The 23,685-nt window shown below is 77.7% G+C and carries 21 protein-coding genes; 11 read left to right on the top strand and 10 right to left on the bottom strand.

Annotated features, from left to right (window positions below; translation table 11 throughout):
* Positions 1–43 precede the first annotated feature (43 nt).
* Both LQU92_RS13980 and LQU92_RS13975 read right to left on the bottom strand, forming a co-directional pair.
* A complete protein-coding gene (locus LQU92_RS13980; RefSeq protein WP_101850902.1) occupies positions 44–1,147 on the bottom strand; it encodes a polyprenyl synthetase family protein in 1,104 nt (367 codons plus the stop codon).
* A gap of 47 nt (positions 1,148–1,194) precedes the next feature.
* On the bottom strand, positions 1,195–1,761 hold the full coding sequence (locus LQU92_RS13975) for a MarR family winged helix-turn-helix transcriptional regulator (RefSeq protein ID WP_230781351.1): 567 nt from the start codon (positions 1,759–1,761) through the stop codon (positions 1,195–1,197).
* Between the two features lie 60 nt (positions 1,762–1,821).
* Between LQU92_RS13975 and LQU92_RS13970 the strand changes: the two genes are divergently transcribed.
* Both LQU92_RS13970 and LQU92_RS13965 read left to right on the top strand, forming a co-directional pair.
* The gene (locus LQU92_RS13970) at positions 1,822–2,610 is read left to right on the top strand and encodes a glycosyltransferase family A protein (protein WP_305067888.1); all 789 of its coding nucleotides are present in this window, start codon (positions 1,822–1,824) and stop codon (positions 2,608–2,610) included.
* Positions 2,607–3,152 carry a hypothetical protein gene (locus LQU92_RS13965; RefSeq protein ID WP_230781373.1) on the top strand — a complete coding sequence of 182 codons (546 nt, stop codon included), beginning with the start codon at positions 2,607–2,609 and terminating at the stop codon, positions 3,150–3,152. The genes LQU92_RS13970 and LQU92_RS13965 overlap by 4 nt, the downstream gene beginning before the upstream one ends.
* A 25-nt stretch (positions 3,153–3,177) precedes the next feature.
* On the opposite strand, the gene LQU92_RS13960 is transcribed toward LQU92_RS13965, so the two are convergent.
* Positions 3,178–4,794: a S8 family serine peptidase gene (locus LQU92_RS13960; protein WP_230781350.1), complete on the bottom strand. Its 1,617-nt coding sequence runs from the start codon at positions 4,792–4,794 to the stop codon at positions 3,178–3,180.
* 264 nt (positions 4,795–5,058) lie between these two features.
* Here LQU92_RS13960 and LQU92_RS13955 point away from each other — a divergent pair, with 264 nt between their 5' ends.
* Positions 5,059–6,228 (top strand): type III polyketide synthase, encoded by a 1,170-nt coding sequence (locus LQU92_RS13955; protein WP_230781349.1) that lies wholly within the window; start codon positions 5,059–5,061, stop codon positions 6,226–6,228.
* 85 nt (positions 6,229–6,313) lie between these two features.
* Positions 6,314–7,540, top strand: coding sequence for an FAD-dependent oxidoreductase (locus LQU92_RS13950; protein WP_230781348.1), 1,227 nt, complete (start codon positions 6,314–6,316; stop codon positions 7,538–7,540).
* Between the two features lie 30 nt (positions 7,541–7,570).
* On the opposite strand, the gene LQU92_RS13945 is transcribed toward LQU92_RS13950, so the two are convergent.
* The 3 genes from LQU92_RS13945 to LQU92_RS13935 are packed head-to-tail and all read right to left on the bottom strand — an operon-like array spanning position 7,571 to position 10,523.
* The gene (locus tag LQU92_RS13945; protein ID WP_101850908.1) at positions 7,571–8,809 is read right to left on the bottom strand and encodes a PLP-dependent aminotransferase family protein; all 1,239 of its coding nucleotides are present in this window, start codon (positions 8,807–8,809) and stop codon (positions 7,571–7,573) included.
* Positions 8,806–9,900 carry an agmatinase gene (gene speB, locus LQU92_RS13940; protein WP_101850909.1) on the bottom strand — a complete coding sequence of 365 codons (1,095 nt, stop codon included), beginning with the start codon at positions 9,898–9,900 and terminating at the stop codon, positions 8,806–8,808. Before speB ends, LQU92_RS13945 begins: the two co-directional genes overlap by 4 nt.
* Positions 9,901–9,956: 56 nt before the next feature.
* Positions 9,957–10,523, bottom strand: a complete 567-nt coding sequence (locus LQU92_RS13935) for a helix-turn-helix domain-containing protein (protein WP_230781347.1) — start codon at positions 10,521–10,523, stop codon at positions 9,957–9,959.
* 252 nt (positions 10,524–10,775) lie between these two features.
* Here LQU92_RS13935 and LQU92_RS15175 point away from each other — a divergent pair, with 252 nt between their 5' ends.
* Complete coding sequence (locus LQU92_RS15175) at positions 10,776–12,359, top strand: thiamine pyrophosphate-binding protein (protein WP_230781346.1); 1,584 nt, start codon at positions 10,776–10,778, stop codon at positions 12,357–12,359.
* 148 nt (positions 12,360–12,507) lie between these two features.
* On the opposite strand, the gene LQU92_RS13925 is transcribed toward LQU92_RS15175, so the two are convergent.
* Entirely contained in the window at positions 12,508–12,993 is a 486-nt protein-coding gene (locus LQU92_RS13925; RefSeq protein WP_058857939.1) for a hypothetical protein, read from the bottom strand.
* Positions 12,994–13,239: 246 nt separating this feature from the next.
* On the opposite strand from LQU92_RS13925, the gene LQU92_RS13920 reads away from it, so the two are divergent.
* Positions 13,240–13,992 carry an ABC transporter ATP-binding protein gene (locus tag LQU92_RS13920; RefSeq protein WP_230781345.1) on the top strand — a complete coding sequence of 251 codons (753 nt, stop codon included), beginning with the start codon at positions 13,240–13,242 and terminating at the stop codon, positions 13,990–13,992.
* Entirely contained in the window at positions 13,989–15,269 is a 1,281-nt protein-coding gene (locus LQU92_RS13915) for an ABC transporter permease (protein ID WP_230781344.1), read from the top strand. Before LQU92_RS13920 ends, LQU92_RS13915 begins: the two co-directional genes overlap by 4 nt.
* Positions 15,270–15,285: 16 nt before the next feature.
* Here LQU92_RS13915 and LQU92_RS13910 read toward each other — a convergent pair whose 3' ends face one another.
* Positions 15,286–16,656, bottom strand: a complete 1,371-nt coding sequence (locus LQU92_RS13910) for an FAD-binding oxidoreductase (RefSeq protein WP_230781343.1) — start codon at positions 16,654–16,656, stop codon at positions 15,286–15,288.
* A gap of 335 nt (positions 16,657–16,991) precedes the next feature.
* On the opposite strand from LQU92_RS13910, the gene LQU92_RS13905 reads away from it, so the two are divergent.
* The 4 genes from LQU92_RS13905 (at position 16,992) to LQU92_RS13890 (ending at position 21,433) form a co-directional block, all read left to right on the top strand.
* Entirely contained in the window at positions 16,992–18,461 is a 1,470-nt protein-coding gene (locus tag LQU92_RS13905) for a sensor histidine kinase (RefSeq protein WP_230781342.1), read from the top strand.
* The gene (locus tag LQU92_RS13900; protein WP_230781341.1) at positions 18,461–19,186 is read left to right on the top strand and encodes a response regulator transcription factor; all 726 of its coding nucleotides are present in this window, start codon (positions 18,461–18,463) and stop codon (positions 19,184–19,186) included. The genes LQU92_RS13905 and LQU92_RS13900 overlap by 1 nt, the downstream gene beginning before the upstream one ends.
* Complete coding sequence (locus LQU92_RS13895) at positions 19,183–20,043, top strand: hypothetical protein (RefSeq protein WP_101850917.1); 861 nt, start codon at positions 19,183–19,185, stop codon at positions 20,041–20,043. The genes LQU92_RS13900 and LQU92_RS13895 overlap by 4 nt, the downstream gene beginning before the upstream one ends.
* A gap of 61 nt (positions 20,044–20,104) precedes the next feature.
* On the top strand, positions 20,105–21,433 hold the full coding sequence (locus LQU92_RS13890; protein WP_230781340.1) for an MFS transporter: 1,329 nt from the start codon (positions 20,105–20,107) through the stop codon (positions 21,431–21,433).
* Between the two features lie 174 nt (positions 21,434–21,607).
* On the opposite strand, the gene LQU92_RS13885 is transcribed toward LQU92_RS13890, so the two are convergent.
* Together LQU92_RS13885 and LQU92_RS13880 are read right to left on the bottom strand one after the other, a co-directional pair.
* Positions 21,608–22,834 (bottom strand): amidohydrolase, encoded by a 1,227-nt coding sequence (locus LQU92_RS13885; protein WP_230781339.1) that lies wholly within the window; start codon positions 22,832–22,834, stop codon positions 21,608–21,610.
* Positions 22,835–22,881: 47 nt separating this feature from the next.
* Entirely contained in the window at positions 22,882–23,685 is an 804-nt protein-coding gene (locus tag LQU92_RS13880; RefSeq protein WP_230781338.1) for a hypothetical protein, read from the bottom strand.

Raw genomic sequence — 23,685 nt, 5'->3', positions numbered from 1 at the left:
GCCTCGGCCGGGGTGCCGGCGCCCACGGGGGCCTGTGCGGCGCTCACCGGGCGCGCTCCGTGGCTCCGGCCACGACGCGGCGCAGCTCGGCGTCCAGGGCGGCGGGCAGGCCGGCCTCCCCCAGCAGGGCCAGGGCCTCGGCGGCGCACTGCTCGACCAGCTCCTCGACCTCGCGGCGGGCCCCGCACCGCTCGAGCAGGTCGCGGGCGTGCCGGGCCTCGGCCTCGCCGATCCGGCGCCCGTCCAGGACGGCGTCCAGCTCGGCGGCGGCAGGGGTGCGCCGGGCGGCGGCCACGAGCATCGTGCGCTTGCCCTCGCGCAGGTCGCTGAGCACGGACTTGCCGGTGGCCCCGGGGTCCCCGAACACGCCCAGGAGGTCGTCGACGAGCTGGTAGGCGGTGCCCACGGCCCGTCCCAGCCGGCCGAGGGCGGCCACGTCCTCCGCGGGTGCCCCGCCGAGCACGGCGCCCGCCTGCAGGGGCGCCTCGAAGGAGTAGACGGCGGTCTTCAGGCAGGTCGCGGCCAGGACCTGCTCGCTCGCGGGGCGGGCCCCGGGCAGGGCGTGGTCGACGTCCAGCAGCTCGCCGGCGGCCGAGGCGAACAGCGCCTCGTCGAGCAGGTCCAGGACCTGCGGCAGCCGGGCCGGGCCGATCCCGGAGCGGGCCACGAGCCGGTAGGCCCCGGCCAGGGCGAGGTCCCCGGCGATCACCCCGACGCTGGCCCCGTACTGGCGGGCGTGCTCCGGGGCGGAGCCGGCGGCGGCGGCCCGGGCCGCCGCCGCGGCGTTGAGGGTCGGCTGGTGGCGGCGCCGGTCGTCCTGGTCGATGACGTCGTCGTGGACGATCAGGGCGGTGTGCAGCAGCTCGAAGGCCGCGCCCACCGCCTCGACCACGGGGCCGGGCTCGCCGCCGGGGTAGGCCCCGGCGGCGGTGCGCACGAGGCGGGGCCGGATCCGCTTGCCCCCGGCGCTGAGCCGGGACAGCTCGTGCCACAGCTGCTCGAAGCCGGGGTCGACCGCGGCGGCCCGCTGCGCGGCGTCGGCCAGGAACGCCTCGAGCACCGGCGCCCGGCCGGCGTCGTCGGGAGCCCCTGCCCGCCCCGGCGGGGCGTCGGAGGCCGTCGGTTGCCGTGCTGAGACCGTCACCATGTCCCCATTCCACCACAGTCGTTCGAAAATCGAAGCAGTCGCCCGCGTCACCCGCCGCCGGGCGGTTCGCCGGCCGGCGCCACGGTTCCCGGGCCGTTCTCCCCGGCCCGCCGGCCGGCCCGCCGCACCGCCTCCGTGAGCTCGGGGATCCGCCGCCGGAGCACCTCGATCTCCTCGTCGGTGCAGCCGTCGAGGACCGCGAGCAGCTCCTCGCTCATCGCCCGGAACATCGCCCGGCCCGCCCGGCGGGCGTCCTCCGTGGCCCGCAGGTCCGCCTCGCGCCGGTCGCGGGGGTCCACGGCGCGCACGAGGTGGCCCGAGGCGACCAGCCGCTTGATGACGGTGGTCGTGGCCGAGCCGCTGAGCACCAGCCGGCGGGCGATGTCCCCGGCCCGCACCGGCCGGCCCTCCCGGTTGGCCTCGATCACCTCGTTGAGGGCGTGCACGTCCTTGTGCGCCAGGCCGAAGACGCGGCGGACCTGGTCCGCGTAGCGCTCGGCCTCGGTGCTGAAGTGCTGGAGCAGGAAGAGGATGTCGAAGCCCCGCGCCGGCGGGCCCGCCGGGTCCCCGGGTCCGCCCGCGGCGCCCGTTCCGGTTCGCTCGTCGGCCTGCATGTGCCGATTGTAGGCGCGGGTCGGTCCCGCCGGGACCGGCCGGACCGGGAGAATGGGGCCATGCTCCCCGTTCCCGACGCCCCGCAGCCCGCCCCGCCCGGGGCGGGCCCGTCCGTGTCCGTGGTCGTGCCCGCGCGCGACGACGCCGCCCAGCTCGCCGTGTGCCTGCGCCTGCTCGCCGCCCAGTCGCGGCGCCCGGACGAGGTCGTCGTCGTCGACAACGCCTCGACGGACGGGACGGCGGCCGTGGCCCGCGCGGCCGGGGCCCGCGTGGTGCACGAGCCGGTGCGGGGCATCCCGGCGGCCGCGGCCGCGGGCTACGACGCCGCCCGCGGGGACGTGGTGGTGCGCTGCGACGCGGACTCGCGCCCGGGCCCGGAGTGGGTCGCGGAGCTGGTCGCGGCGCTCGGGGCCCGACCGGACGCGGTGGCCGTCTCGGGTCCGGGCCGGTTCCTGGGCCTGCCCCCGGGCCTGGGCACGACGCTGTCCGCCCTGTACGTGGGGCTCTACGTGACGGCCGCCGGGGCGGCGCTGGCGCACCCGCCGCTGTTCGGGACCAACATGGCGATGCGCCGGTCGTGGTGGCTCGAGGTCCGCGGCCGCGTCCACCGGGCCGACCCGGAGCTGCACGACGACATGGACCTGAGCTTCCGGCTGGACCCGGGGCGGCGGATCGTCTTCCTCGCCCGCCCGGCCGTGGGCATGTCCCCGCGGGCGCTGCGCCCCGGGCCGGCCGCGCTGCGCCGCCTCGCCCGCGCCGGGCGGACCCTGCGCGTGAACTGGGCCCGCGAGCGCCCGTGGGAGCGCTGGTCCGCCCGGCTGCGCGGGACCGGGCGGGCGCGCCGGTGAGGGCGCTCGTGCTCGCCGTGCGCTGGGCCGGGCCGGCCTCGGTGCTGCTGACGGCCGGGCTGTTCGACGCCGTGGGCGCGGCCGTGATGATGCTCGTGTGCCTGGGCCTGACCGTGACGTGGCGGGCGCGGCTGCCCGCGCCGCTGGAGCTGGCCACAGGGCTGGTCCTGCTGCTGGCCGCGTGGAGCTCGGTGTTCCTGCTCTACGAGCGGCTGGCCTTCTGGGACCTCGTGGTGCACTTCGCCGCGACCGCGGTCCTCGCCGAGCTCGCCTTCCGCGCCCTCGAGCGGTGGGGGCGTCTCGCGGCCCCCGGGGCGGTGACGCACGTGCTCGTCGCCACCGCCCTGGGCACGGCCCTGGCGGTGCTGTGGGAGTACGCCGAATTCGTCGGCAACGCCGCGGTGGACCCGCGGGTCCAGGTCGGCTACCCGGACACCATGGGCGACCTCGCGGCCGGCACGGCCGGGGCCGTGACCGCCGGGATCATCGGGGCGTGGGCGCGCCACCGCGGGGACGGCCCGGGCGCGGCGGACGGGCCGTAGCCGCCCGCCCGCCGGCGGCGGTCCGTCAGGCGGGGGCGCCGATGGCCCACCACTGGGCGGGGAGCAGGCCCGGCAGCCAGCGGGCCCCGGCCCCGGCGTTCCACACGATCCAGCCGGCCTCGAACTCCTGGAAGCACGGCGTGCCGCCCAGCGCGCACAGCTCGCGCGAGACGGGCGCGCCGGCGGTCGCGGCGATGCGCTGGTGCAGCCCGCCGATGCCGCCGGCCACGGTGAAGGGCTGACCGCCCTGGGCGGCGATCACGGCCGAGACGGGGTCGACGATGCCGGCGCCGCACCCGAGGGCGCAGCCGCCGGGCGCCGTGCGGGCGGTGCTCGTGAGCAGCTCGCGCACCGCCTGGGGGCTCAGGCCCGGGGCGGCCTCGCGCATCAGCGCGACCGTGCCGGCGACCACCGGGGCGGCCATCGAGGTGCCGTTGCGGCCGATGTAGGTGGGCGCCCCCTGCTGCTGGGCGCCGGCGTTGCCGGTGGAGTGGACCTGCGCCCACGGGTCGCCGCCGGGGGCGGCCAGGGTCACGGCCCCGAAGTTGGAGTACGCGGGCATCGCGCCGGAGACGTCCGTGGCGGCGACGGAGACCGCGCCCGCGCAGTTGGCCGGCACGGAGCCGGCCGCGTCGATGCCCTGGTTGCCGGCGGCGACGACGACGGTGACGCCGCGGGAGGTGGCCTCGGTGATCGCGGCCTGCAGCACCGCCGGGCACTGCGCGCCGGGGACGGCGAGGCTGACGCTGACCACGTCCGCGGGGTTGGCGTTCGCCGGGGCGCCGGGCACCGGGGCCCCGGCCGCCCAGGCGATCCCCGCGGCGACGTCGGAGATGTAGCCCTGGCTGCACGCGCCCACGGCCCGGACGGGCAGGATCCGGGCGTCCGGGGCCACGCCCGTGACGCCGATGCCGTTGTTGCCGTCCGCCGCGGCGATCCCGGCCGTGTGCGTCCCGTGCCAGCTGGAGGCCGGGGCCATCGGGCTGCCCGGGCACAGCGCCGCGTCCGGGTAGTCGCCCATGTCGGTGGGGTCGGCGTCCCAGCCGTCGCCGTCGCGCCCGTTCTCGGGCAGGGAGACGAAGTCGTACCCGGGCAGCACGTTGGCGTCGAGGTCGGGGTGGGCGGTGATGCCCGTGTCCACGATCGCGATGGTCTGTCCGGCGCCGGTGGCCCGGTCCCAGGCCAGGGGCATGCCCACGCCGGCGGGATCGTCCCACAGGCTCCACTGCAGTCCCGCGTAGGACGGGTCGTTCGGCACGAAGGCGGTGCTCGCGCGCACGTCCGGGGCGGCGTACTCGACCGCGGGGTCCTGCTGCAGGGCCGTGGTGAGCGCGGCCAGGCGGTCCTCGTCCAGCTCACCGGGAGCGGTCAGCACCGCGGCGCCGTCCACGGTGGGCGCGGTCCCCGGCCCCGCGGCGGCGAGCTCGGGGGCGCGGGCGGCCAGCACGTCCTCGGCCGTCCCGGGCGCGGTTCCCGCGCGGAACTTCACGAGGAGGCGGTCGGTCCCCGCCGCGGGGGCGGAGGCCGGGGCGGGCGCCGCCGGATCGGCCGCCGCGGGAGTCGCGGCGGCGGCGGAGAGCGGGGCGAGGGCGAGGCCCGCCGCGAGGGCGAGCGCCGCGGGGACAGCGCGGGATGGGGTCACGGGGGTTCCTCCGGCCGGTCGGACGGGGGCCGAACGGGGCGCACGCGGTCCTGCCCCCCGGAGGACCGGGAGCGGCGGCGGATCCCCTGCCGTGTGCCCGGCGGAACCAGGAGCCCCCACTCCTGTGCTCCGGCCAGCCTAGGAACGGTCCGCGCGTGTGACCCAATGCGAAGTGCGATCGCCAACAGCGCCCGGGCCTGCACGGGCCCGGGCGCGGCGCGCCCCGCATGGCGCCCGGGGGCGCGCGGGTCGATACTGGGTCGGGTGACCCCCGCTCTCCTGTCCCTCGGCTCGGCACTGCCGCCGCACGTGCTCGGCCAGGCCGAGGCCCGCGACCTCTACCTCGCCCAGCCCGGCACCGACCGCCTCGCCCAGCGGCTCGTGCGCACCGTGTTCGGCGCCGCGGGGGTCGAGCGGCGGCACACCGTCCTCCCGGAGCTCGTCGACGCCGGCGCCCGGGACGGCTCGGTCTACCTGGCCCCGGACGGGCGGATGCTGGCCCCGCTGACGGGGGCGCGCAACCGCACCTACGTCGAGCACGCCCCCGGCCTGTTCGCCGCCGCCGCCCGCGACGCGCTCGCGCGCTGCCCGGGCCTGGACCCGGCGCAGGTCACGGACGTGGTCACGGTCTCCTGCACCGGCTTCTTCGCCCCGGGCCCCGACTACCGGCTGGTCCGCGACCTGGACCTGGACCCGGCCGTGCGCCGCTCCCACATCGGGTTCATGGGCTGCCACGGCGCGCTCGTGGGCCTGCGCCAGGCCCGGGCGATCGCCGCGGCCGACCCGGACGCGGTCGTGCTGGTCGTCGCCGCGGAGCTGTGCAGCCTGCACCTGCGCCCGGCCCGCGACGCCGACGCCGTCCGCGGGGCGGCGCTGTTCGCGGACGGGGCGGGCGCGGCGCTGGTGAGCTGCCGCCGGCCCGGCGGGGCGGAGCCGCTGCTCGCGCTCGACCGGTTCAGCACCCTGGTCCTGCCCGACGGCGAGCAGGAGATGGCCTGGACGATCGGGGACGAGGGCTTCGAGATGGTCCTGGGCGCCGCGGTGCCGCGGGTCATCGAGGGCAGCGTGCACGCCGCCCTCGAGGCCCTGCTGACCGGACCGGAGGGGGCCGTGGACCCCGGGTCGATCACGGACTGGGCCGTGCACCCGGGCGGGCCCGGCATCCTCGACAAGCTCGAGCGGACCCTGGGGCTGCCCCCGCGGGCGCTGGACGCCTCGCGCGCGGTCCTGGCCGAGCGTGGCAACATGAGCAGCGTGACCGTGCTGCACGTGCTCGACCGGGTCCTCGGCGGCCTCCCCGCCGGGGCGGAGCGCACCGTGTGCGCACTGGCCTTCGGCCCCGGGCTCACCGTGGAGTCGGCCCTGTTCACCGTCCCGGCCCGCCCGGCCGCGGCACCGCAGGCCCGCCCGGGGGCGGTCGCGGCACCGCTGTAGGACGGTCGCACCAGGAGGGCCCGGCCGCCCGGCCGGACCCGCGACGCGCCGCGGCGGCCCGGCCGGCCGCGGCCAGGAGGTTCCCGTGGACCACGACGTCGTCATCGTCGGCGCCGGGCTCGCCGGCCTGCAGTGCGCCCGCCTGCTCGAGCAGCGCGGCCTGGACGTGGTGCTGCTGGAGGCCTCCGACGGCGTGGGCGGGCGCGTGCGCACCGACGTCGTCGACGGCTTCCGCTGCGACCGCGGCTTCCAGGTGCTCAACCCCGCCTACCCGGAGCTGCGCCGGGCAGTGGACGTGCGCGCCCTGGGCCTGCAGCGCTTCGAGGCCGCGGCCGGGGTGGCCCGGGAGGGCGGCATCGACGTCCTCGCCGACCCCCGCCGCCACCCGGCCCGGCTCGCGCGGACCCTGCGCAGCCCGCTCGTGGAGCTGCGGCGCCTGCCCGCCCTGGCCGCGTGGCTGGCCCCGGTGCTCGACCCCCGGGCCCGGCACCGGGAGGAGGCCGACCGGCCCTGGCACGAGAGCCTCGACGCCGCCGGGGTCCGGGGCCCGCTGCGCGAGCTCGTGCTCGAGCCGTTCCTCTCCGGGGTCGTCCTGGAGGACGAGGGCCGCACCTCGGCCGATCTCGTGCGCCGGCTCGCCGGCTGGTTCGTGCTCGGCACCCCCGGCCTGCCCGCGGCGGGCATGGGCGCCCTGCCGGCCTGGATCCACGACGGCCTGCGCGCCCGCGCGGTGCTGGGCACCCGGGTCGAGGCCCTCGAGCGCGTGCCCGGCGGGTGGCGGGCGGTGGCCGCCGGCGCGGCGTGGGAGGCGCCGGCGGTGGTCGTGGCCACGGAGGCCCCCGCGGCCGGGGCGCTGCTGGGCCTGCCGGCGGCGCCCATGAAGGGCGAGGCCACGTGGTGGTTCGCCGCGCCGGTCCCGCCCTCGGACCTGCGCTGCCTGGTCCTGCCCGGGCGGACCCGCGGTCCGCTGACGGACACGGCCGTGGTGAGCAACGCCGCCCCCACCTACTCCCCCGACGCCCGCGCGCTGGTGCAGGCCACCTCCCTGCTCCCCCGCGGGGCCGCCCTGCCGGCCGAGGCGGAGGTCCGCCGCCAGCTCGCCGGGATCTGGGGCACGGACACCGCCGGCTGGGAGGTGGTCACCGTGCACGAGGTGCGCGCCGGGCTGCCCGAGCAGCTGCCGCCGCTGGTCCCCGACCGCCCGGCCGCCCTCGGCGACGGGCGGTTCGTGTGCGGGGACCACCGCGACACCGCCTCGATCCAGGGGGCGCTGCGCTCCGGGCGCCGGGCCGCCGAGGCGGTCCTGGCCTGAGCCGGCGCCCGCCCGGCGGCGGGCGCGGGCTCAGGCGCGCAGCATGCGCCCGAGCCGGCGGACCCCCTCGGCGATGTCCTCCTCCGCGGCGGCGGAGAAGGCCAGCCGCAGGCTCGTGCTGGGCCGGGCGTCCGCGTAGCAGGCCCCGCCGGGGACGACGACGACGCCGTGGTCGATCGCCCGGTGCAGCAGGTCCCCGTGGGCCCGGGCCGGGTCCAGGTCCAGCCACGTGAAGAACCCGCCGGCCGGGCGCGTCCAGCGCACGCCCTCGGGCATGTGCTCCTCCAGGGCGGCCATCATCGCCGCGCAGCGGGAGCGGTAGCGGGCCACCGCCCGGTCCAGGGCGGGACGCCAGTGCTCGCCGCCCACGTACTCCGCGGCGAGCTCCTGTCCCAGCACCGACGGGTGGATCGTCACGGCCTCCGCCGCGATCTGCAGCCGGGAGCGCACCGCCGGGGACGCGGCGATCCAGCCCACGCGCAGCCCCGGCGAGAAGATCTTCGAGAAGCTGCCCAGGTGCACCACCGTCTCGGGGTCTAGGGAGTACAGGGACGGCAGGCGGTGCTCCCGGTCGAAGCCGAGCAGCCCGTAGGGGTCGTCCTCGAGGACCACGACCCCGCGCTCGGCGCACACCGCCACGAGCCGGCGGCGGCGCTCCTCGCTGAGGGTGACCCCGGTGGGGTTGTGGAAGGTCGGCACGGTGTACACCAGCTTCACGGTCCGCCCGGCCGCGCGCAGGGCGTCGATCCGCTCGGCGACGGCCTCGGGGTCGAGCCCGTCGTCGTCGACGTCGACGTGGGAGACCGCGACCTCGTAGCTGCCGAAGACCCCCAGCGCCCCCACGTACGTGGGGCCCTCCGCCACGACGACGTCGCCGGGGTCGCAGAAGAGCTTGACCACCAGGTCGATCCCCGCCTGGGAGCCCGCGGTGATCTGGATCCGCCCCGGGTCGGTGGCCGCGCCCTCGAGGTCCATGAGCCGGCAGACCAGCTCCGGCAGCCGCTCGATCCCGGCCCCGGAGCCGTACTGGAGCACCTCGGGCCCGCGCTCGGCGAGCAGGCGCGCGGCGGTCCCGGCGAGGACCGCGTGCGGGAGGGCGCCGGTGTCCGGGTTGCCGCCGGCCAGGGAGATCATCCCCGGGCGCATCGCGATCTCGAAGACCGCGCGCACCGGCGAGGGGCGGAACTGCTCGGCCCGGCGGGCGAACAGGGCCGCCGGGTCCGGGACGCCCGGCGCGCTCGTGCGCCCGGCGGGCGCGGTCCCGCTCACCGGCCCGCCCCGGGGTCGTCCCCGGCCCGGTCCGCGGCGGGCCGGGCGGGGGCCGAGGGGCCGGTGCCGTGGACGTGCCCGGCGAGCCCGTAGGCCGGCCCGCCGGGGGCCGCGCCCGCGCCCAGGGCCAGCAGCGTGACCAGCTCGTAGACCACGTGGGCGGCCGCCACCCCGGTGAGCTCCGCGTGGTCGTAGGCGGGGGCGACCTCGACGACGTCGCAGGCCACCACGTCCGCCCCGCGCAGCCCGCGCAGGATCTCGAGCACCTCGCGGCTGGTCATCCCGCCGGCCTCGGGGGTGCCCGTGCCGGGGGCGTGGGCGGGGTCCAGGACGTCGATGTCCAGGGAGACGTAGAGCGGGCGGTCCCCGACGCGCTCGCGCAGGTGCGCGACGACGGCGTCCACCCCGAGCCGCATCACGTCGGCGGAGGAGACGATGCCGAAGCCGAAGCGGGCGTCGTCCTCGAGGTCCTGGGCGCCGTAGAGGGGCCCGCGCGTGCCCACGTGGCACACGGCGTCCGTGTCGAGCAGGCCCTCCTCGAACGCGCGGCGGAACGGGGTGCCGTGGGTGTGCTCGGCGCCGAAGTAGGTGTCCCAGGTGTCCAGGTGCGCGTCGAAGTGCAGCAGGGCGAGCTTCCCGTGGCGGGAGTGGGCCGCGCGCAGCAGCGGCAGGGCGATCGTGTGGTCCCCGCCGAGGGCCACGAGCCGGGTGCGCTCGCCCATCAGCTCCTTGGCGCCGGCCTCGATCGCGGTGATGGCCTCGCGGATGTCGAAGGGGTTGGCCACGAGGTCCCCGGCGTCGGCGACCTGGGCGCCGGCGAAGGGCGAGACGTCCTGGGCGGGGTTGTAGGGGCGCAGCAGGCGCGAGGACTCCCGCACGTGGTTGGGGCCGAAGCGGGCGCCGGGCCGGTAGGAGACCCCGGCGTCGAAGGGCACCCCCACCACGGCGATGTCGGTGCGCCCGACCTCGTCGGTGCGGGGCAGCCGGGCGAAGGTCGCCGGCCCGACCCACCGGGGGGTGCGGGCGGCGTCGACGGGGCCGAGCACGGGGGTGCCCTCCGGGGTCGTGGCGATGATGCGGTCGTGGTTCATGCGAGGGGTCCTCTCGGTGCGGGCACGGCGTGCCGGGCGGGGTCGGGCAGGTCGGGTCAGGTGCCGAGGATCCACAGCAGCACGGCGTCCTCGTGGCCGGGGTTCTCCCAGGTGTGGGGCTCCGAGCCGGGCATCGTCACGGTGTCCCCGGCCGCGAGGTCGTGGGTGCGGCCCGGGACGTGGAGCCGGAAGCGCCCGCTGATCAGGTGCAGGACCTCCGTCTCGCAGTCCATGGTGTACATGGCCTCCTCCCCGCGGCCGCCGGGTGCGACCCGGGCGCGCAGCACCTGGACGCGGCGCTGGCCGGCGGGGGTGATCAGCTGCTCCTCGATCCCCTCGCCGCCGAGGTCCACGTGCGGGGCGTCGGCGAGGCGGACGAGCTCGACCTCCGCGGGCCCGGCGAACAGCTCCCCGACCTCGAGGCGCAGCACCCGGCACATGCGCACGAGGGAGTCCACGGACGGGGAGGTCAGGTCCCGCTCGACGCGGCTGACGAAGCCCTTGGTCAGCCCCGCGGCGGAGGCGAGCTGGTCGATGGTCATGCGGGCCCGCAGACGGTGGTTGCGCAGCCGGGCGCCGACCCGGACCGCGGCCCCGGAGCTCTCGATCGGCAGGGCCTTCACCGCGCCACTCCCTTTCCCCGCCGGCGGCCGGCCACCGGCACTGTTCCCTGAAAGTGATCCGCATCATACGCTGAGGGAAACTTTTGTTGATCCCTGAAAAACAGGACGAGCAGTCCGGGACTGCGGTTCGCTCCCGGAGAAGGACGTGCAGCCGATGAGCGCCCCACCGGCCCTCCCCCTCCCCGCCGGAGCAGCCGCCCGGGGGCGGAGGTACACCGCCCCGGCCGCCCCCGCGGGTGCGGAGGCCCGCCCGTGAGCGCCCGCCGCACCACCGCCCGCGCCGTCCTGGAGACCCTGCGCGGCTACGGGGTCGACACCGTCTTCGGAATCCCGGGGACCCACTCCCTCGAGTTCTACCGCCCCCTGCGCGAGCTCGGGATCCGGGCGGTCACGACCCGCCACGAGCAGGGCGCCGCGTACGGCGCCGACGGCTGGAGCCAGGTCTCCGGGCTGCCGGGGGTCGTGATCACCACCTCCGGGCCGGGCCTGCTCAACTCCCTGTCCGGGGCGGCGACCGCCTACGCCGAGTCGCGGCCGATGATCCTGCTCTCCCCCGGCCGGCCCCTGGGCCACGACTTCCGGGACATCGGCTCGCTGCACGAGACGAAGAACCCCTCCGCGGCCGTGGACGCGATCGTGGGCCGCTCCCGCCGGGTGACCAGCGGCGCCGAGGCGGTGACCATGGTCCACGACGCCTTCCGGGACTTCACCCACTCCCGGCCCCGGCCGGTGCACATCGAGATCCCCCTGGACGTCCTCGAGGCGGAGCTGGAGTACACCGACCGGCACGTGGCCCCGCGGCCGCTGGGCGCCCCGCAGCCTGCCCCGGCCGACGACGTGCGCCGGGCCGCCGAGGTGCTGCGCGCCGCCCGCCGCCCCGTGATCCTGGCCGGCGGCGGCTCGCTGCCCGCCGGGGCACGGCTGCTCGAGCTCGCCGAGCTGCTCGAGGCACCGGTGATCACCACGACCAACGGCAAGGGCGCGATCCCGGAGCGGCACCGGCTGTCCCTGGGCGCGGACCTGCGGCTGTCCACGGCCCACGAGTTCCTGCGCTCGGCCGACGCGCTGCTGGTGATCGGCTCCAAGGTGGGCGAGGCGGAGCTGTGGGGCGGGGACATCACGCCGCGGGGACCGGTCGTGCGCGTGGACATCATGCGGGACCAGATGCTGTGCAACCTCGACCCGGACATCGAGCTGCCCGGCCACTCCGCGGCCGTGGTCCCGCAGCTCCTCGAGGCGATCGGTCCGCTGCCCCCGCGCCCCGCCCGCGACCTCACCGAGGTCTTCGCCCGGCTCGACGACGAGGGCCGGCGCACCGCCCCCGAGCTCGCCGCCCTCAACGAGACGATCATGTCCGTGGTCCCGGAGGACACGATCATCGGCGGGGACTCCTCGCAGGTCACCTACCTGGGCTCGACCACGTTCTTCCGCGCGCAGCTGCCGCACTCGCTGCTGTACATGGGCACGTACGCGACCCTGGGCTACGGGCTGCCCGCCTCGATCGGGGCGAAGCTCGCCGCACCGGACCGGCCCGTGCTGTGCCTCGTGGGCGACGGCGCGCTGATGTTCTCGGTCCAGGAGCTGATGACCGCCGTGGAGCTGGGCCTGGACCTGCCGATCGTGTGCGTGGACAACGGCGGCTACGGGGAGATCCGGCAGAACATGGTCGACCGGGACATCGACCCGCTCGCCGTGGACCTGCGCCAGCCGGACTGGCCGGCGCTGGCCGAGGCCTTCGGCGCCACGGGCCTCGAGGCCACGCAGGAGGACCTGGCCGAGAAGGTCGCCCTCGCGCTCACGCTGACGGGCCCGTCCCTGGTCCACCTGCGGATCTGAGCGCGGGCCGGGCACCGACGTCGAGGGGACCTCGGCGACGAGCTCTCCGACGTGGCGGGCGGGTCCTCCGTGCGGGCCGCGGACGCCGCCGAGGTCGAGCGGCAGGAGTGAGACCGCCCCGGGGGCGGTCCGCGCGCCCCCGGCCCGTTCAGGCCTGCGGGCCGGCGTGCTCGCGCGCCGGGCGGCGCCCCGCCCGGAGGGCCGCGTGCACGGCGGCGGCCAGGACCACGACGGCGACGGCGGCCACCGCGACCCCGGGCCGGCGCAGGAACGCCCAGACCACGGCCATCCCCACCGTGCCGTAGACCACGCCCCACACGAAGGTGCCCACGAGCATCGCCGGCACCCACCGGGACAGCGGCATGCGCGTGAGGGCGGTGGTGAGGATGACGGCGGTCTGCAGCCCGACCGTCAGGAAGCAGGCCGGGACGGCGAGCACGCCCCACCGGTGCACGAGCCGCTCGGCCCGCCGGTAGACGGGCCCGTCCGTGGCGCGCCGCACCGCGGCCACGCGCCGCCCGCCGCGGGCGGCCGCCCGGCCGAGCGCGTAGACGACCGTGGTCCGCACGACGGCCACGAGCCAGAAGAAGGCGATGCCGGCGCCGAGGGGGAGGGACTCGAGCCATGCCTGCACCCCTCCAGTCTAGGGACGGGCCCGACAGGGGGTTTGCGACAGGTCGTCAGCGCCGCCCCGGCCGGGTCTGTCCCCTCTAGTGGCGGCGCGTCACAGGTTCCGCCCGCGCTGTGCGCGTGCACATGATGGTCCCCGGGGTGCGGGGAGCCCCGTCCGCGCGGACCGACCGGCGGCACCGCCCGGGGCGGGCCGCCGGCCGCGCGGTGCCGCCGGCGGTGCCGGCCGGGCGACGAGGGGGACGCGAGGATGAGCTGCGCGGTGCTGGAGGCCGAGAACCTGGTGCGGGCCTACGGCCGCGGCGCCGACCGGGTCGAGGCCCTGCGCGGGGTGAGCCTGCGGATCGGGCGCGGGGAGTCGGTCGCCGTCGTGGGCCGGTCGGGCTCCGGGAAGTCCACCCTGATGCACCTGCTGGCCCTGCTCGACGCCCCGACCTCCGGGACCGTGGCGCTCGAGGGCCGCCCCGCGGCGTCGCTGTCGGCGCGGGAGGTCGACCGGGTGCGCAACACCGCGTTCGGCTTCGTCTTCCAGCAGTTCTTCCTCACCCCGCACCAGTCCGTGCTCGAGAACGTCGTGCTGCCGCTGACCATCGCCGGGGTGCGCCGGGCCGAGCGCCGCCGCCGCGGCCTCGAGGTCCTGGAGCGGCTCGAGCTGGCCGGGAAGGCCGCCAGCCGCGCCACCGACCTCTCCGGCGGGCAGAAGCAGCGCGTGGCGATCGCCCGCGCCCTGGTCAACGACCCCCTCGTGGTCTTCGCCGACGAGCCCACGGGCAACCTCGACTCGGCCACCGGGGCGGTGGTCGAGGACACCCTCCTCGGCCTCCAGCGCGAGCGCGGCATCACGCTCGTGGTCGTCACCCACGACGACGCCCTCGCCGCCCGCTGCGACCGCCGGGTGCACCTGCGCGACGGGCTGGTCGCCGGCCCGCCGGCGCGCGTGCCGCTGCTCGCGGCGGACGTGCTCCCGCGCGGGGACGTCCACCCCGCGGGGGCCGTGCGATGACGTGGGCGGACCTGCTGCGCGCGGCCGTGGCGAACACGCGGCGCGCGGGGCTGCGGGCGGGCCTGACCGTCCTCGCGGTGTTCATCGGCGCCCTCGCCCTGACCCTCACCTCGGGGATGGGCACCGGGGTCAACCGCTACATCGACGAGACGGTCGCGGCCTTCGGCACCCCGGACACGCTCTACGTCCAGCGCTCCCACCCGCTCGTCGAGCTCTCCTCCGGCTCGGGGCCGCGGCCCTGGGAACCGGGGTCCTCCCGGGTGCAGACGGGGCTGGGGGTCTCCTTCGAGGGCCTGACCCCCGGGGACGTGGCGCTGCTGGAGGGCCTCGAGCACGTGGCCTCCGTGGAGCCCATGTACTCGGTGACGCCCAGCTGGCTGGAGACCCCCGGCGGGGAGCGCTTCCAGCTGCCCCTGGGCATCCCGGTCGACGTCGAGGGACTGCGGCTCGTGGCCGGTCGGGCTCCGGACCCGGGCCGCGACGAGCTGTCCCTGCCCGGCAGCTGGGTGGCGGGCCTCGGCTTCGCCTCCCCGCAGGAGGCGGTCGGGGCGCGCGTGGAGGTCGTGATGGAGGACGTCGCGGGCCGGCCCCGGGCCTTCCCGGCGACCGTCTCGGGGGTGACCCAGGCCAGCCTCGCGGGGACGGCCCTGAACCCCATCCCCTCGGCGTCCTTCAACGAGCGGCTGCACGCCCACCAGGTCTCCGGGGGCCCGCAGCCCGTGCCGGAGAGCTACCTCATGGCCACGGTCAGCGTCCCGGACCTCGGCCGGATCGGGGCGGTCCAGGACCGGCTGGAGGACGAGGGCATGGTCGCCTCCACGGTCGAGGACAAGCTCGGGATGTTCCGGGCCGTGATCAACGGGATCGTGTGGATCCTCAACACCTCGGCGGTCGTGGCGCTGCTCGCCGCCGGGCTCGGCATCGTGAACACGCTGCTGATGTCCGTGCAGGAGCGCACCCGGGAGATCGGGCTGATGAAGGCCATGGGCATGGGCGGGCCCAAGGTCTTCGGGCTGTTCTCCCTCGAGGCCGTGGTCATCGGCTTCCTGGGGGCGGTCGCCGGCGCCGCATCCGGCGTCCTGGCCGGCACCGCCGCCAGCGACGCCCTGACCGCGGGGCCGCTGGCCCGGCTGCCCGGGCTGTCGCTGTTCGCCTTCGAGGGCGACCGGGTGCTGCTGATCGTCGCGGCGGTCGTGGGCATCGCGTTCCTCGCCGGGACCCTGCCCGCCGTCCGGGCCGCGCGCAAGGACCCGATCGAGGCGCTGCGCCACGAGTGAGCCGGCCCCGCCGGGCTCAGACGGCCTTGCCGGGGTTGAGGATGCCGTGGGGGTCCAGGGCCTGCTTGATCCGGTGCTGGACCTCTCGGGAGAGCTCCCCGACCTCGTCGGTGAACCAGTCCTGCTTGAGCAGCCCCACCCCGTGCTCGCCGGTCAGGGTGCCGCCGAGGCTGCGGGCGAGCTCGAACATCCGGCCCAGGGCGAGCTTGGGCGGGCCCTCGGTGATCGGCTCGTCCCGGCCCACGACGATCATGGGGTGCAGGTTGCCGTCCGCCGCGTGGGCGACCGTGCAGATCTCCACGCCGGTCTCCTCCGCGATCCGCCGCAGCCCGGTGACCATCTCCGCGAGCCGGTGGCGCGGCACCCCGACGTCCCCGATCGAGACCCTCCCGAGGGCCTCGAGCGAGGGGATGGCGCTGCGGCGGGCCTGCACGAGCGCCTCCGCCTCCGCCGGGTCGTCGGCGACGAGCACGGACTCGGCGAAGGGCCCGATCGCCCGCAGCACCACGTCTCGTTCGAGCTCCGCCCCGAAGCCGTCGGTCTGGGCGAGCAGGAAGGCCTCGCCGCGGCTGCGGTGGGCGCTGCCCGTGGCCAGGTCGATCGCCCCCAGCGTGGGGCCGTCGACGAGCTCGAGCACCGAGGGGGTCGCCCGCGCCGCGATCACCGCGGAGGCCGCGGCCGCCGCGCTGCCCACGTCACGGAACCAGGCCGCGACGGTCGCCGTGGCCACGGGCGCCGGGCGCAGGCGCAGGACGGCCTCGACGACGACGCCCAGGGTGCCCTCCGAGCCGATGAACAGCGCCTTGAGGTCGTAGCCGGTGACGGCCTTGACGGTCCCGGCCCCGGTGGTGAGCACCCGGCCGTCGGCGAGGACGACCGTCAGCGCGAGGACCGCCTCGCGGGTCACCCCGTACTTGGCGCAGCGCATCCCGCCGGCGTTGGTCGCGATGTTGCCCCCGACGGAGCAGATCGACGTGCTGGCCGGGTCCGGGGCGTAGAACAGCCCGTGCTCGGCGGCGGCCGCGTTGAGGTCGGCGTTGAGCACCCCCGGCTCCACCACGGCGATCTGCTCGACCGGGTCGATGCGCAGGATCCGGTTCATCCGGTGCAGGTCCAGGACGATCTCGCCCTCGCGGGCCGAGGCCCCGGCCGCCAGGCCCGTGCCGGCCCCGCGGGGCACGACCGGGACGCGGTGCTCGTGGGCGGCGCGCAGCGTCCGCACCACGTCCTCGACGGTGCGGGCCTGCACGAGGCCGGCGGGGCGCGTGGGCGGGACGTAGCCGGAGCGGTCGGTGCGGACCCGCTCGAGCTCGGCGGGGTCCCGCGTGAAGCCCGGCAGCCCGGCCAGGGCCTCGGGCACGGGACGGGCCGGCGGGGTGGTGGTCATGGGCGGGCTCCTCGGCTCGGGCGGCGGGGCCCGGGGCGCACGGCTCCCGGGCCACGGTGCGACCGTAGGGACGGGATGTGAGCTGCGTCAACACCCGCCCGCCCGGCCGTCGCCGCGTGTCGCCGGGCGCACGGCCCGCCCGGCGCACGGCCCGCCCGGCGCACGGCCCGCCCGGCGCACGGCCCGCCCGGCGCACGGCCCGCCCGGCGCACGGCCCGCCCGGCGCACGGCCCGCCCGGCGCACGGCCCGCCCGGCGCGGGTGCGGATTTCCGCACCCGCACCGGGCGGGCAGCGTCGCAGTCGGCGGGCTGCCCGCGACCGTAGCGTGGTGGCCATGAGCACACCGCACGAGACCCGGCCCCTGCCGCCGGTGCCCTGGCAGCACGAGGGCGGGCGCCCGGCGCCCTCCGGCACCGCCCCCGGCCACGACGACTCCCGTTCCCCCGGTCCCCGTCCCGCGGGATCCCACCCGGCCGCCTCCCGGGCGGCCGGCGCCCCCGCCGCCGCGGACGGTGCGGCCCCCGGCGCCCTGCCGGGCTGGGGCCCCTGGTCCCCGCGGACCCTCCTCGCCGGGTCCGCCGACCTCGTGGTCGACGCCGCGCTGGGCACCCTGTGGCTGGGCCTGCTCCTGGCCCTGGTCACCTCCGGCGTCGCCGCCCTGCCGGTCGTGGTCGGCGTGGTGCCCCTCGCGGCCGCCGTCTACGCCGCCCGCGCCGCGGTGTGGGTCGAGCGCCGCCGCACCCAGGCCGCCTTCGGCCTCGTGCTGCCCGCCCCGCACCGGCGGCGCTCGCCGCGCACCGACGGCTGGCGGCTGCTCCACCAGCTGTGGCTCGACGTCTCCGAGGCCCCGCTGTGGACCGGGCTGCTGCACCTGGTCCTCACGACCGCCCTCGGCTGGGCGGCCGTGGGCGCCCTCGCCGGCACCGGCGCGGCGCTCGCCCTGGCCCTCGCCCCCCTCTACGCGGCGCCCGAGAACCCCGTGTGGCCGGCCGGCGGTCCCGGCGCCTGGCCCGACTGGGCCGTCGTCCTCGCCGGGAGCACGATCGCGCTGACCGGCCTCGTCGTCGTCGGCCTGTGCGCGGCCGCCCACCGGGGCCTGTCCCGGCTGCTGCTGCGCGTGGACGAGGCCGCGGAGCTGCGCCGGCGGGCCGCCGAGGCGGCCGCCGCCCGGGAGACCGCCGTGCGCGGGGCCCGCACCGAGCGCTCCCGGATCGAGCGGGACCTGCACGACGGCGTGCAGCCGCAGCTGGTCGCCGTCGCGATGAACCTCTCCATGGCCCGGCGCCGGATCGACGACGACCCCGCCGCCGCGAAGGAGCTGATCACCGAGGCCCACGCGACCACGAAGGCCGCCATCGCCGAGCTGCGCCGGCTGGCCCGCGGCTTCCACCCCGCGGTGCTGGAGGACCGGGGCCTGGACGCGGCGCTGTCGGCCGTGGCCGCCCAGTCCCCCGTGCCCGTCGCCGTGGACGTGCGCGTGCCCCGCCTGGCCCCCGAGACGGAGGCCGCCGTGTACTTCGCGGTCGCCGAGGGCCTGGCCAACGTGGTCAAGCACGCCGGGGCCACCGGGGTCTCCGTCGAGGTCTCCCTCGAGAGCGGCGAGCACCCCGGCGCGGACCGGGTCCTCGCCCGGGTCCTCGACGACGGCCGCGGCGGCGCCGTGGTCGTGCCCGGCGGCGGCCTGTCGGGGATCGCCGACCGCGTCCGCTCCGCCGGCGGGCGGTTCACCCTCGACTCCCCCGCCGGAGGGCCCACCGTCCTGGGCGTCGAGCTGCCGGCCGGCAGCACCGGGGGGCGGTCCTGATGCGCGTGGTCGTCGCCGAGGACGCCGTCCTGCTGCGCGCCGGGCTCGTGCGCCTGCTCACCGAGGCCGGGCACGAGGTGCTCGCCGACGTCGACACGGCCGAGGACCTCCTGCGGGCCGTGGAGCAGCACGCCCCCGACTTCGCGCTCGTCGACGTGCGCCTGCCCCCGACCTTCACCGACGAGGGCATCCGCGCCGCGGTCCTGCTGCGCGCCCAGCACCCCGGCATCGCCGTGCTCGTGCTCTCCCAGTACGTCGAGGAGCGCTACGCCGCGGAGCTCATCGCCTCCCGCCGGGACGGGCTCGGCTACCTGCTCAAGGACCGCGTGGCCGACGTCGAGCAGTTCCTCGAGTCCGTGGAGACCGTCGGCGCCGGGGGCACCGTCCTCGACCCCGAGGTCGTCGCCCAGCTGCTCGTGCGCTCCCGGCACCGCCAGGACCTCGAGCTGCTCTCCCCGCGGGAGCACGAGGTGCTCGGGCTCATGGCCCAGGGCCTGTCCAACGCCTCGATCGCGGCGAACCTGTTCCTCACCGAGTCCTCGGTCGAGAAGAACATCCGCTCCGTGTTCACCAAGCTCGGCCTCGCCCACGAGGACGGCGGCAACCGCCGCGTCCGCGCGGTGCTGCGCTACCTCGGCTACCCCGATCCCGGGACAGCACCTCCGGGGGCGGCGTCCCCCGGGGCCCGCCCGACCCGTCCGACCCGTCAGGAGTTCCGGCCATGACCACCCACCCCAGCCCCCGGTCCGTTCCCGGCAGCGGCGAGCGCGCCGCCTGGCTCGTGCCCACCGCCGTGCTCGGCGGCCTCGGCGCCCTGGCCCTGCTGGGCGGCGGCGGCGCGGTCGCGGCCGCCGCCCTGTCCGTCCAGGAGCACCGGGTCGCGACCACGGTGACCGAGCCCGTGGACACGGTCGTGGTCGACGGTCGCTCGGCCGTGGTCGAGGTCGCCACGGCCGACGTGCCCGACCTGCGCGTAGAGTCCGTCTACGCCGGGATCCGGCTCGAGAGCGCCCCCGAGCCCCGCGTCGCGGACGGGCGGCTGAGCATCGACGCCCTCCCGGGCAGCTCCTGGCCCGGCGCCGGCGGCGGGATGCACGTGCGCGTGACCGTCCCCTCCGGGGACGATCCCGTGGACCTGCGGCTGTCCTCGGACGCCGGCGTCCTGAGCCTCGAGGGCGACTTCGGCGACGTGCGCCTCGAGACCGACGCCGGGGTGGTCGAGGCCTCCGGCAGCGCCCGCTCCCTGTGGGCGGCCTCCGACGTCGGCTCGGTCGAGCTCGACGGGCTGCGGGTGCGCGAGGACCTGGACGTGCACACCGAGGTCGGCTCCACCGAGGTCCGGCTCGTGGGCGAGGCGCCCCGGCGCACGTCCCTGACGGCCGGCGCGGGCTCCGTCGAGGCGACGGTGCCGGAGGCCGACTGGTGGACCCCCGCCGTGCCCGGCGCGGAGCGGGGCGGGACCGCCCGGCCGGCGGCCGCGGTCTGCGCCGCGGCCCCCGCCGACCGGCCCTGCCTCCACGCCTCCTCGGCCACGGGTGCGGTGGAGATCACCCGCGTGCCGGCGCGGGGGCCGGTAGACTAGCGGACGTGTCCGGGTCGGGCGCACCGGGAGGCGGGACGGTGCGCAGCTGCTCAGGAGACCCGTGACCACCGCACCCCCCGCCCACCCCTCGACCGGCCCCCTCGCCGCCGTGCCCGGCCCGGCCGTGTCCCCCGGCACCGCGGCCGGCCCCGCGGCCGCATCCGCACGGCCCGCCGCGGACGGCGGGCCGTGGACCCGGCTCGTGCGGCTGACCGGTCTCGGCTTCCTCCCGCTGGCCCTGCTGGCCCGCCTGCCCATGGCGATGGTCACCGTCGGCACCCTGACCCTGGCCACCGCCGTCACCGGGTCCTACGCCGCCGGCGGGCTGGCCGCCGGCGCCGTGGGGATCGGCGCCGCCGCCGGCGGGCCGCTGGCCGGGGCCCTCGCCGACCGGGCCGGACAACGGCCGGTGCTGCTGGTCCTGGCCCTGCTCCACGCGGTGAGCACCGCCCTGCTGCTCGCCGCCGCCCACGTGCCCCTGGGTCCGGGCGGACCGGCGCTGCCGGCGGTCGTGGCGGCGGCCCTGCTCGTGGGCGCGACGTGCCCGCCGGTCGGCCCGCTCGTGCGCGTGCGCTGGCGGGCGCTGGCCGGCCCCGACCGCCGGACCCTCGACACGGCGCTGTCCTACGAGTCGACCGCGGACGAGCTGACCTTCGTCCTGGGGCCCGCCCTGGTGGGACTGCTGGCCTCCCTCGTGGCGCCCTGGCTGCCGTTCGTGCTCTCCGCGCTGCTCGTGCTGCTGCTCGTGCCGGCCTTCGCCCTGCACCCCTCCGGCCGCGCCGTGGCGGGCCCCTCCCGCGCCGCGGCCGGGCCCCCGATCCCGATGAGCGCGCGCGAGCGGGTGCTCGTGCTGCTGCCGGTGCTGGGCATGGTCGCCATGGGCACCTTCTTCGGCGCCCTGCAGAACGGGCTTGCCGCGTTCGGCGGCCGCTTCGGGCTGGAGAGCGCGGCCGGGCTGCTCTACGCCGTGCTGGGCCTGAGCTCGGCCGCGGCGGCGCTGTCGGTGGCGTGGTGGCCGCAGCGGCTGCGCCCCGGCGCCCGGTGGGTGGGCAGCGCCGCGGCCATGGCCGGGCTGAGCCTGCTGCTGCTCGCCCCGGCGACCGTGCCCGCGATGGTCGTCGCGCTGCTCGTGGCCGGGATCCCCGTGGGCCCCGTGATGGTCACGATCTTCACGGTCGGCGGGGACGCAGCCCGGCCGGAGCGGCAGGGCACCGTCATGACGCTGCTGGCCGGCGGCGTGGTCCTGGGCACGGCCCTGGGCGCGGCCCTGGCCGGGTCCCTCGCCGAGCTCGCCGGCCCGGACGGGGCCTTCGCGGCGGCGATCGGCGCCGCCGCGGCGATGGTCCTCGTCAGCGGCGCCTCCGCGCTGCTGACCCGCTCCCGGCGCTGAGCCGCGCCCGGCCGCGCCGGGCCGCAGCGCCCGTGCCGCCGGCCCGCCGTGCGCTCGGCCGGCCCGGGCCGCCGGCCCGCAGGGCCGTCGTCGGGCCCCGGGCACCGGACCGGGGCACGACGGCGGACGCCCCCGGCCCGGTGCACGCCGCCGCGGCGCCGGCCGGTCCCGCCCTCAGCGCCCGAGCCGGGCGAGGATCGCCACCACGGCCGCCCGCACGCCGGTGGACAGCGTGGGCTCCACGGCGGGGGCGAAGAACGGCGAGTGGTTGACCGGCACCGGCCCCTCCCCGGCCAGGGTCGCGGCGTCGTGGCCGCCGAACATCCAGAACACCGAGGGCACCCCGATGGCCGCGCCGAGGGCGCCGAAGTCCTCCGAGCCCATGAGCGGGTCGACCTGGACCACGCGCTCCTCCCCCAGCTCCCGGCGGAAGTGCTCGAGCAGCTCCGTGGTGGCGGCGGGGTCGTTGTAGTTGCGGGGGAAGGTCGAGAGCACCTCGACCGTGGGCTCGGGGGCGCCCGAGGCCGCGGCCTCCGCGCTGATGATCCGCCGCAGGGCCCCGAGCACGTGCTCGCGCACCTCCGGGTCGAGGGTGCGCACGTTGAGCGTGAACTCCGCCCGGGCCGGGATGATGTTCTCCTTGAGCCCCCCGTGGAAGGTCCCCACCGTGACGACGGCGGAGCGGCGCGGGTCGACCTCGCGGGCGACGACGGTCTGGAGCCGGGTGATGATGTGGGCCCCCAGCACGATCGGGTCGGTGGCGTCCTGCGGCTGGGACGCGTGGGCGCCCTTGCCGTGCACCGTGACCCGCCACGAGTCGGCCATGGCCATGGCGTCGCCCACCGAGCAGTGGATCGTGCCCGCGAGCTGCGGCATCACGTGCTGGCCCAGGACCACCTCCGGGCGCGGGGCCCGCTCCCACAGCCCGTCCGCCAGCATGGCCTGCGCCCCCGCCGCGATCTCCTCCCCGGGCTGGAAGACGAGCACCAGGGTCCCCGACCACGCCTCGCGCGCGCCCGCGAGCAGGCGCGCGGCCGTCAGCAGCACGGCCACGTGGGTGTCGTGGCCGCAGCCGTGCATCACGGGCACCTCGGTGCCGTCCTCGAGCCGGCCGGTGGCGGTGCTGGCGTAGTCCAGCCCGGTGTCCTCGGCCAGGGGCAGCCCGTCCGTGTCGGCGCGGAAGGCCACCACCGGCCCGGGCCCGTTGCGCAGCACGCCGACGACGCCGGTGCCGCCGCAGCGGAAGTGCTCCACCCCCAGCGCGTCGAGCTCGCGCTCGATCAGCTCGGCCGTGGCGTGCTCCTGCATCGACAGCTCCGGGTGGGCGTGCAGGTGCCGGTAGAGCTCGTGCATCCGCTCGGTGAGCTCCTCGCTCGGCTGCGGGACGGTCGTGGTGGTCATGGCGTTCTCCTCCGGAGGTCGGGGTGGGGCGGGGTTCGGGGGGCGGCTCAGCCGCGGGCGGTGTCCTCGGTCCGCGGCGGGACCGGTGCGGCCGGGTCGCCGGGGCCGGCCGGCACGGCGGGGCCGGCCGCGGCGGCGGGGTCGCCCGCGGCCGGTCCGGACGGCGCCGCGGTGCGGTCGCGCAGGAACCACGCCAGCACCGCGGTGGTGAGCACGGCGATGGCCGTGCCGAAGAAGGCCAGGGACGGGACGGCGGGCACGAGGACGAACACCACGAGGGCTGAGACCGCCCCGGCCACGAGGGTCATCCGCAGGTTGCGGGTCGAGACGATGGCCTGGACGAGCACGGCGCCCATGACGGAGGGCAGGATGAAGGTCTGGACCACGGCGATCACGTCGGCGGGCACGACGCTGACGAGCCACGTGCCGAGGACGCCGACGAAGACCAGCAGGGAGACCAGGTGCACCACGGCGGCGCCGCCGATGGCCATGACCGCGGCCAGCTCGCCCCGCCGGGTCCCCGGCCTGGCGCCAATCGCCGACTGGGCGATCAGCGCGGAGGGCAGCAGCTTGTTGGAGATGTTGCCGATCATGAAGGCCTGGTACATCGAGGCCTGCCCGAGGATCGGGTAGTAGGTCAGCGGCTCCACCACCCACAGCACGCCGAAGGTGCCGGCGATGGCGATCAGTGCCGTCCAGATCCGGGCCTGGTCGACGTCGAGCCCGCTGAAGAGCACGAGGTAGGCGGGTCCGGCGAGGGCGAAGAGCAGCCCGGCGATCATCGTCAGCCGGCCCCAGCGGGCCGTGGTGGTGTCGAACTCGCGCAGCGCGGCGGTGTGCTCGGCGTTCAT

The sequence above is a fragment of the Kocuria sp. LUK genome (genome assembly GCF_021012935.1).
GTDB classification, from domain to species: domain Bacteria; phylum Actinomycetota; class Actinomycetes; order Actinomycetales; family Micrococcaceae; genus Kocuria; species Kocuria flava.
This window is presented reverse-complemented; position numbering and strand designations above follow the sequence as displayed.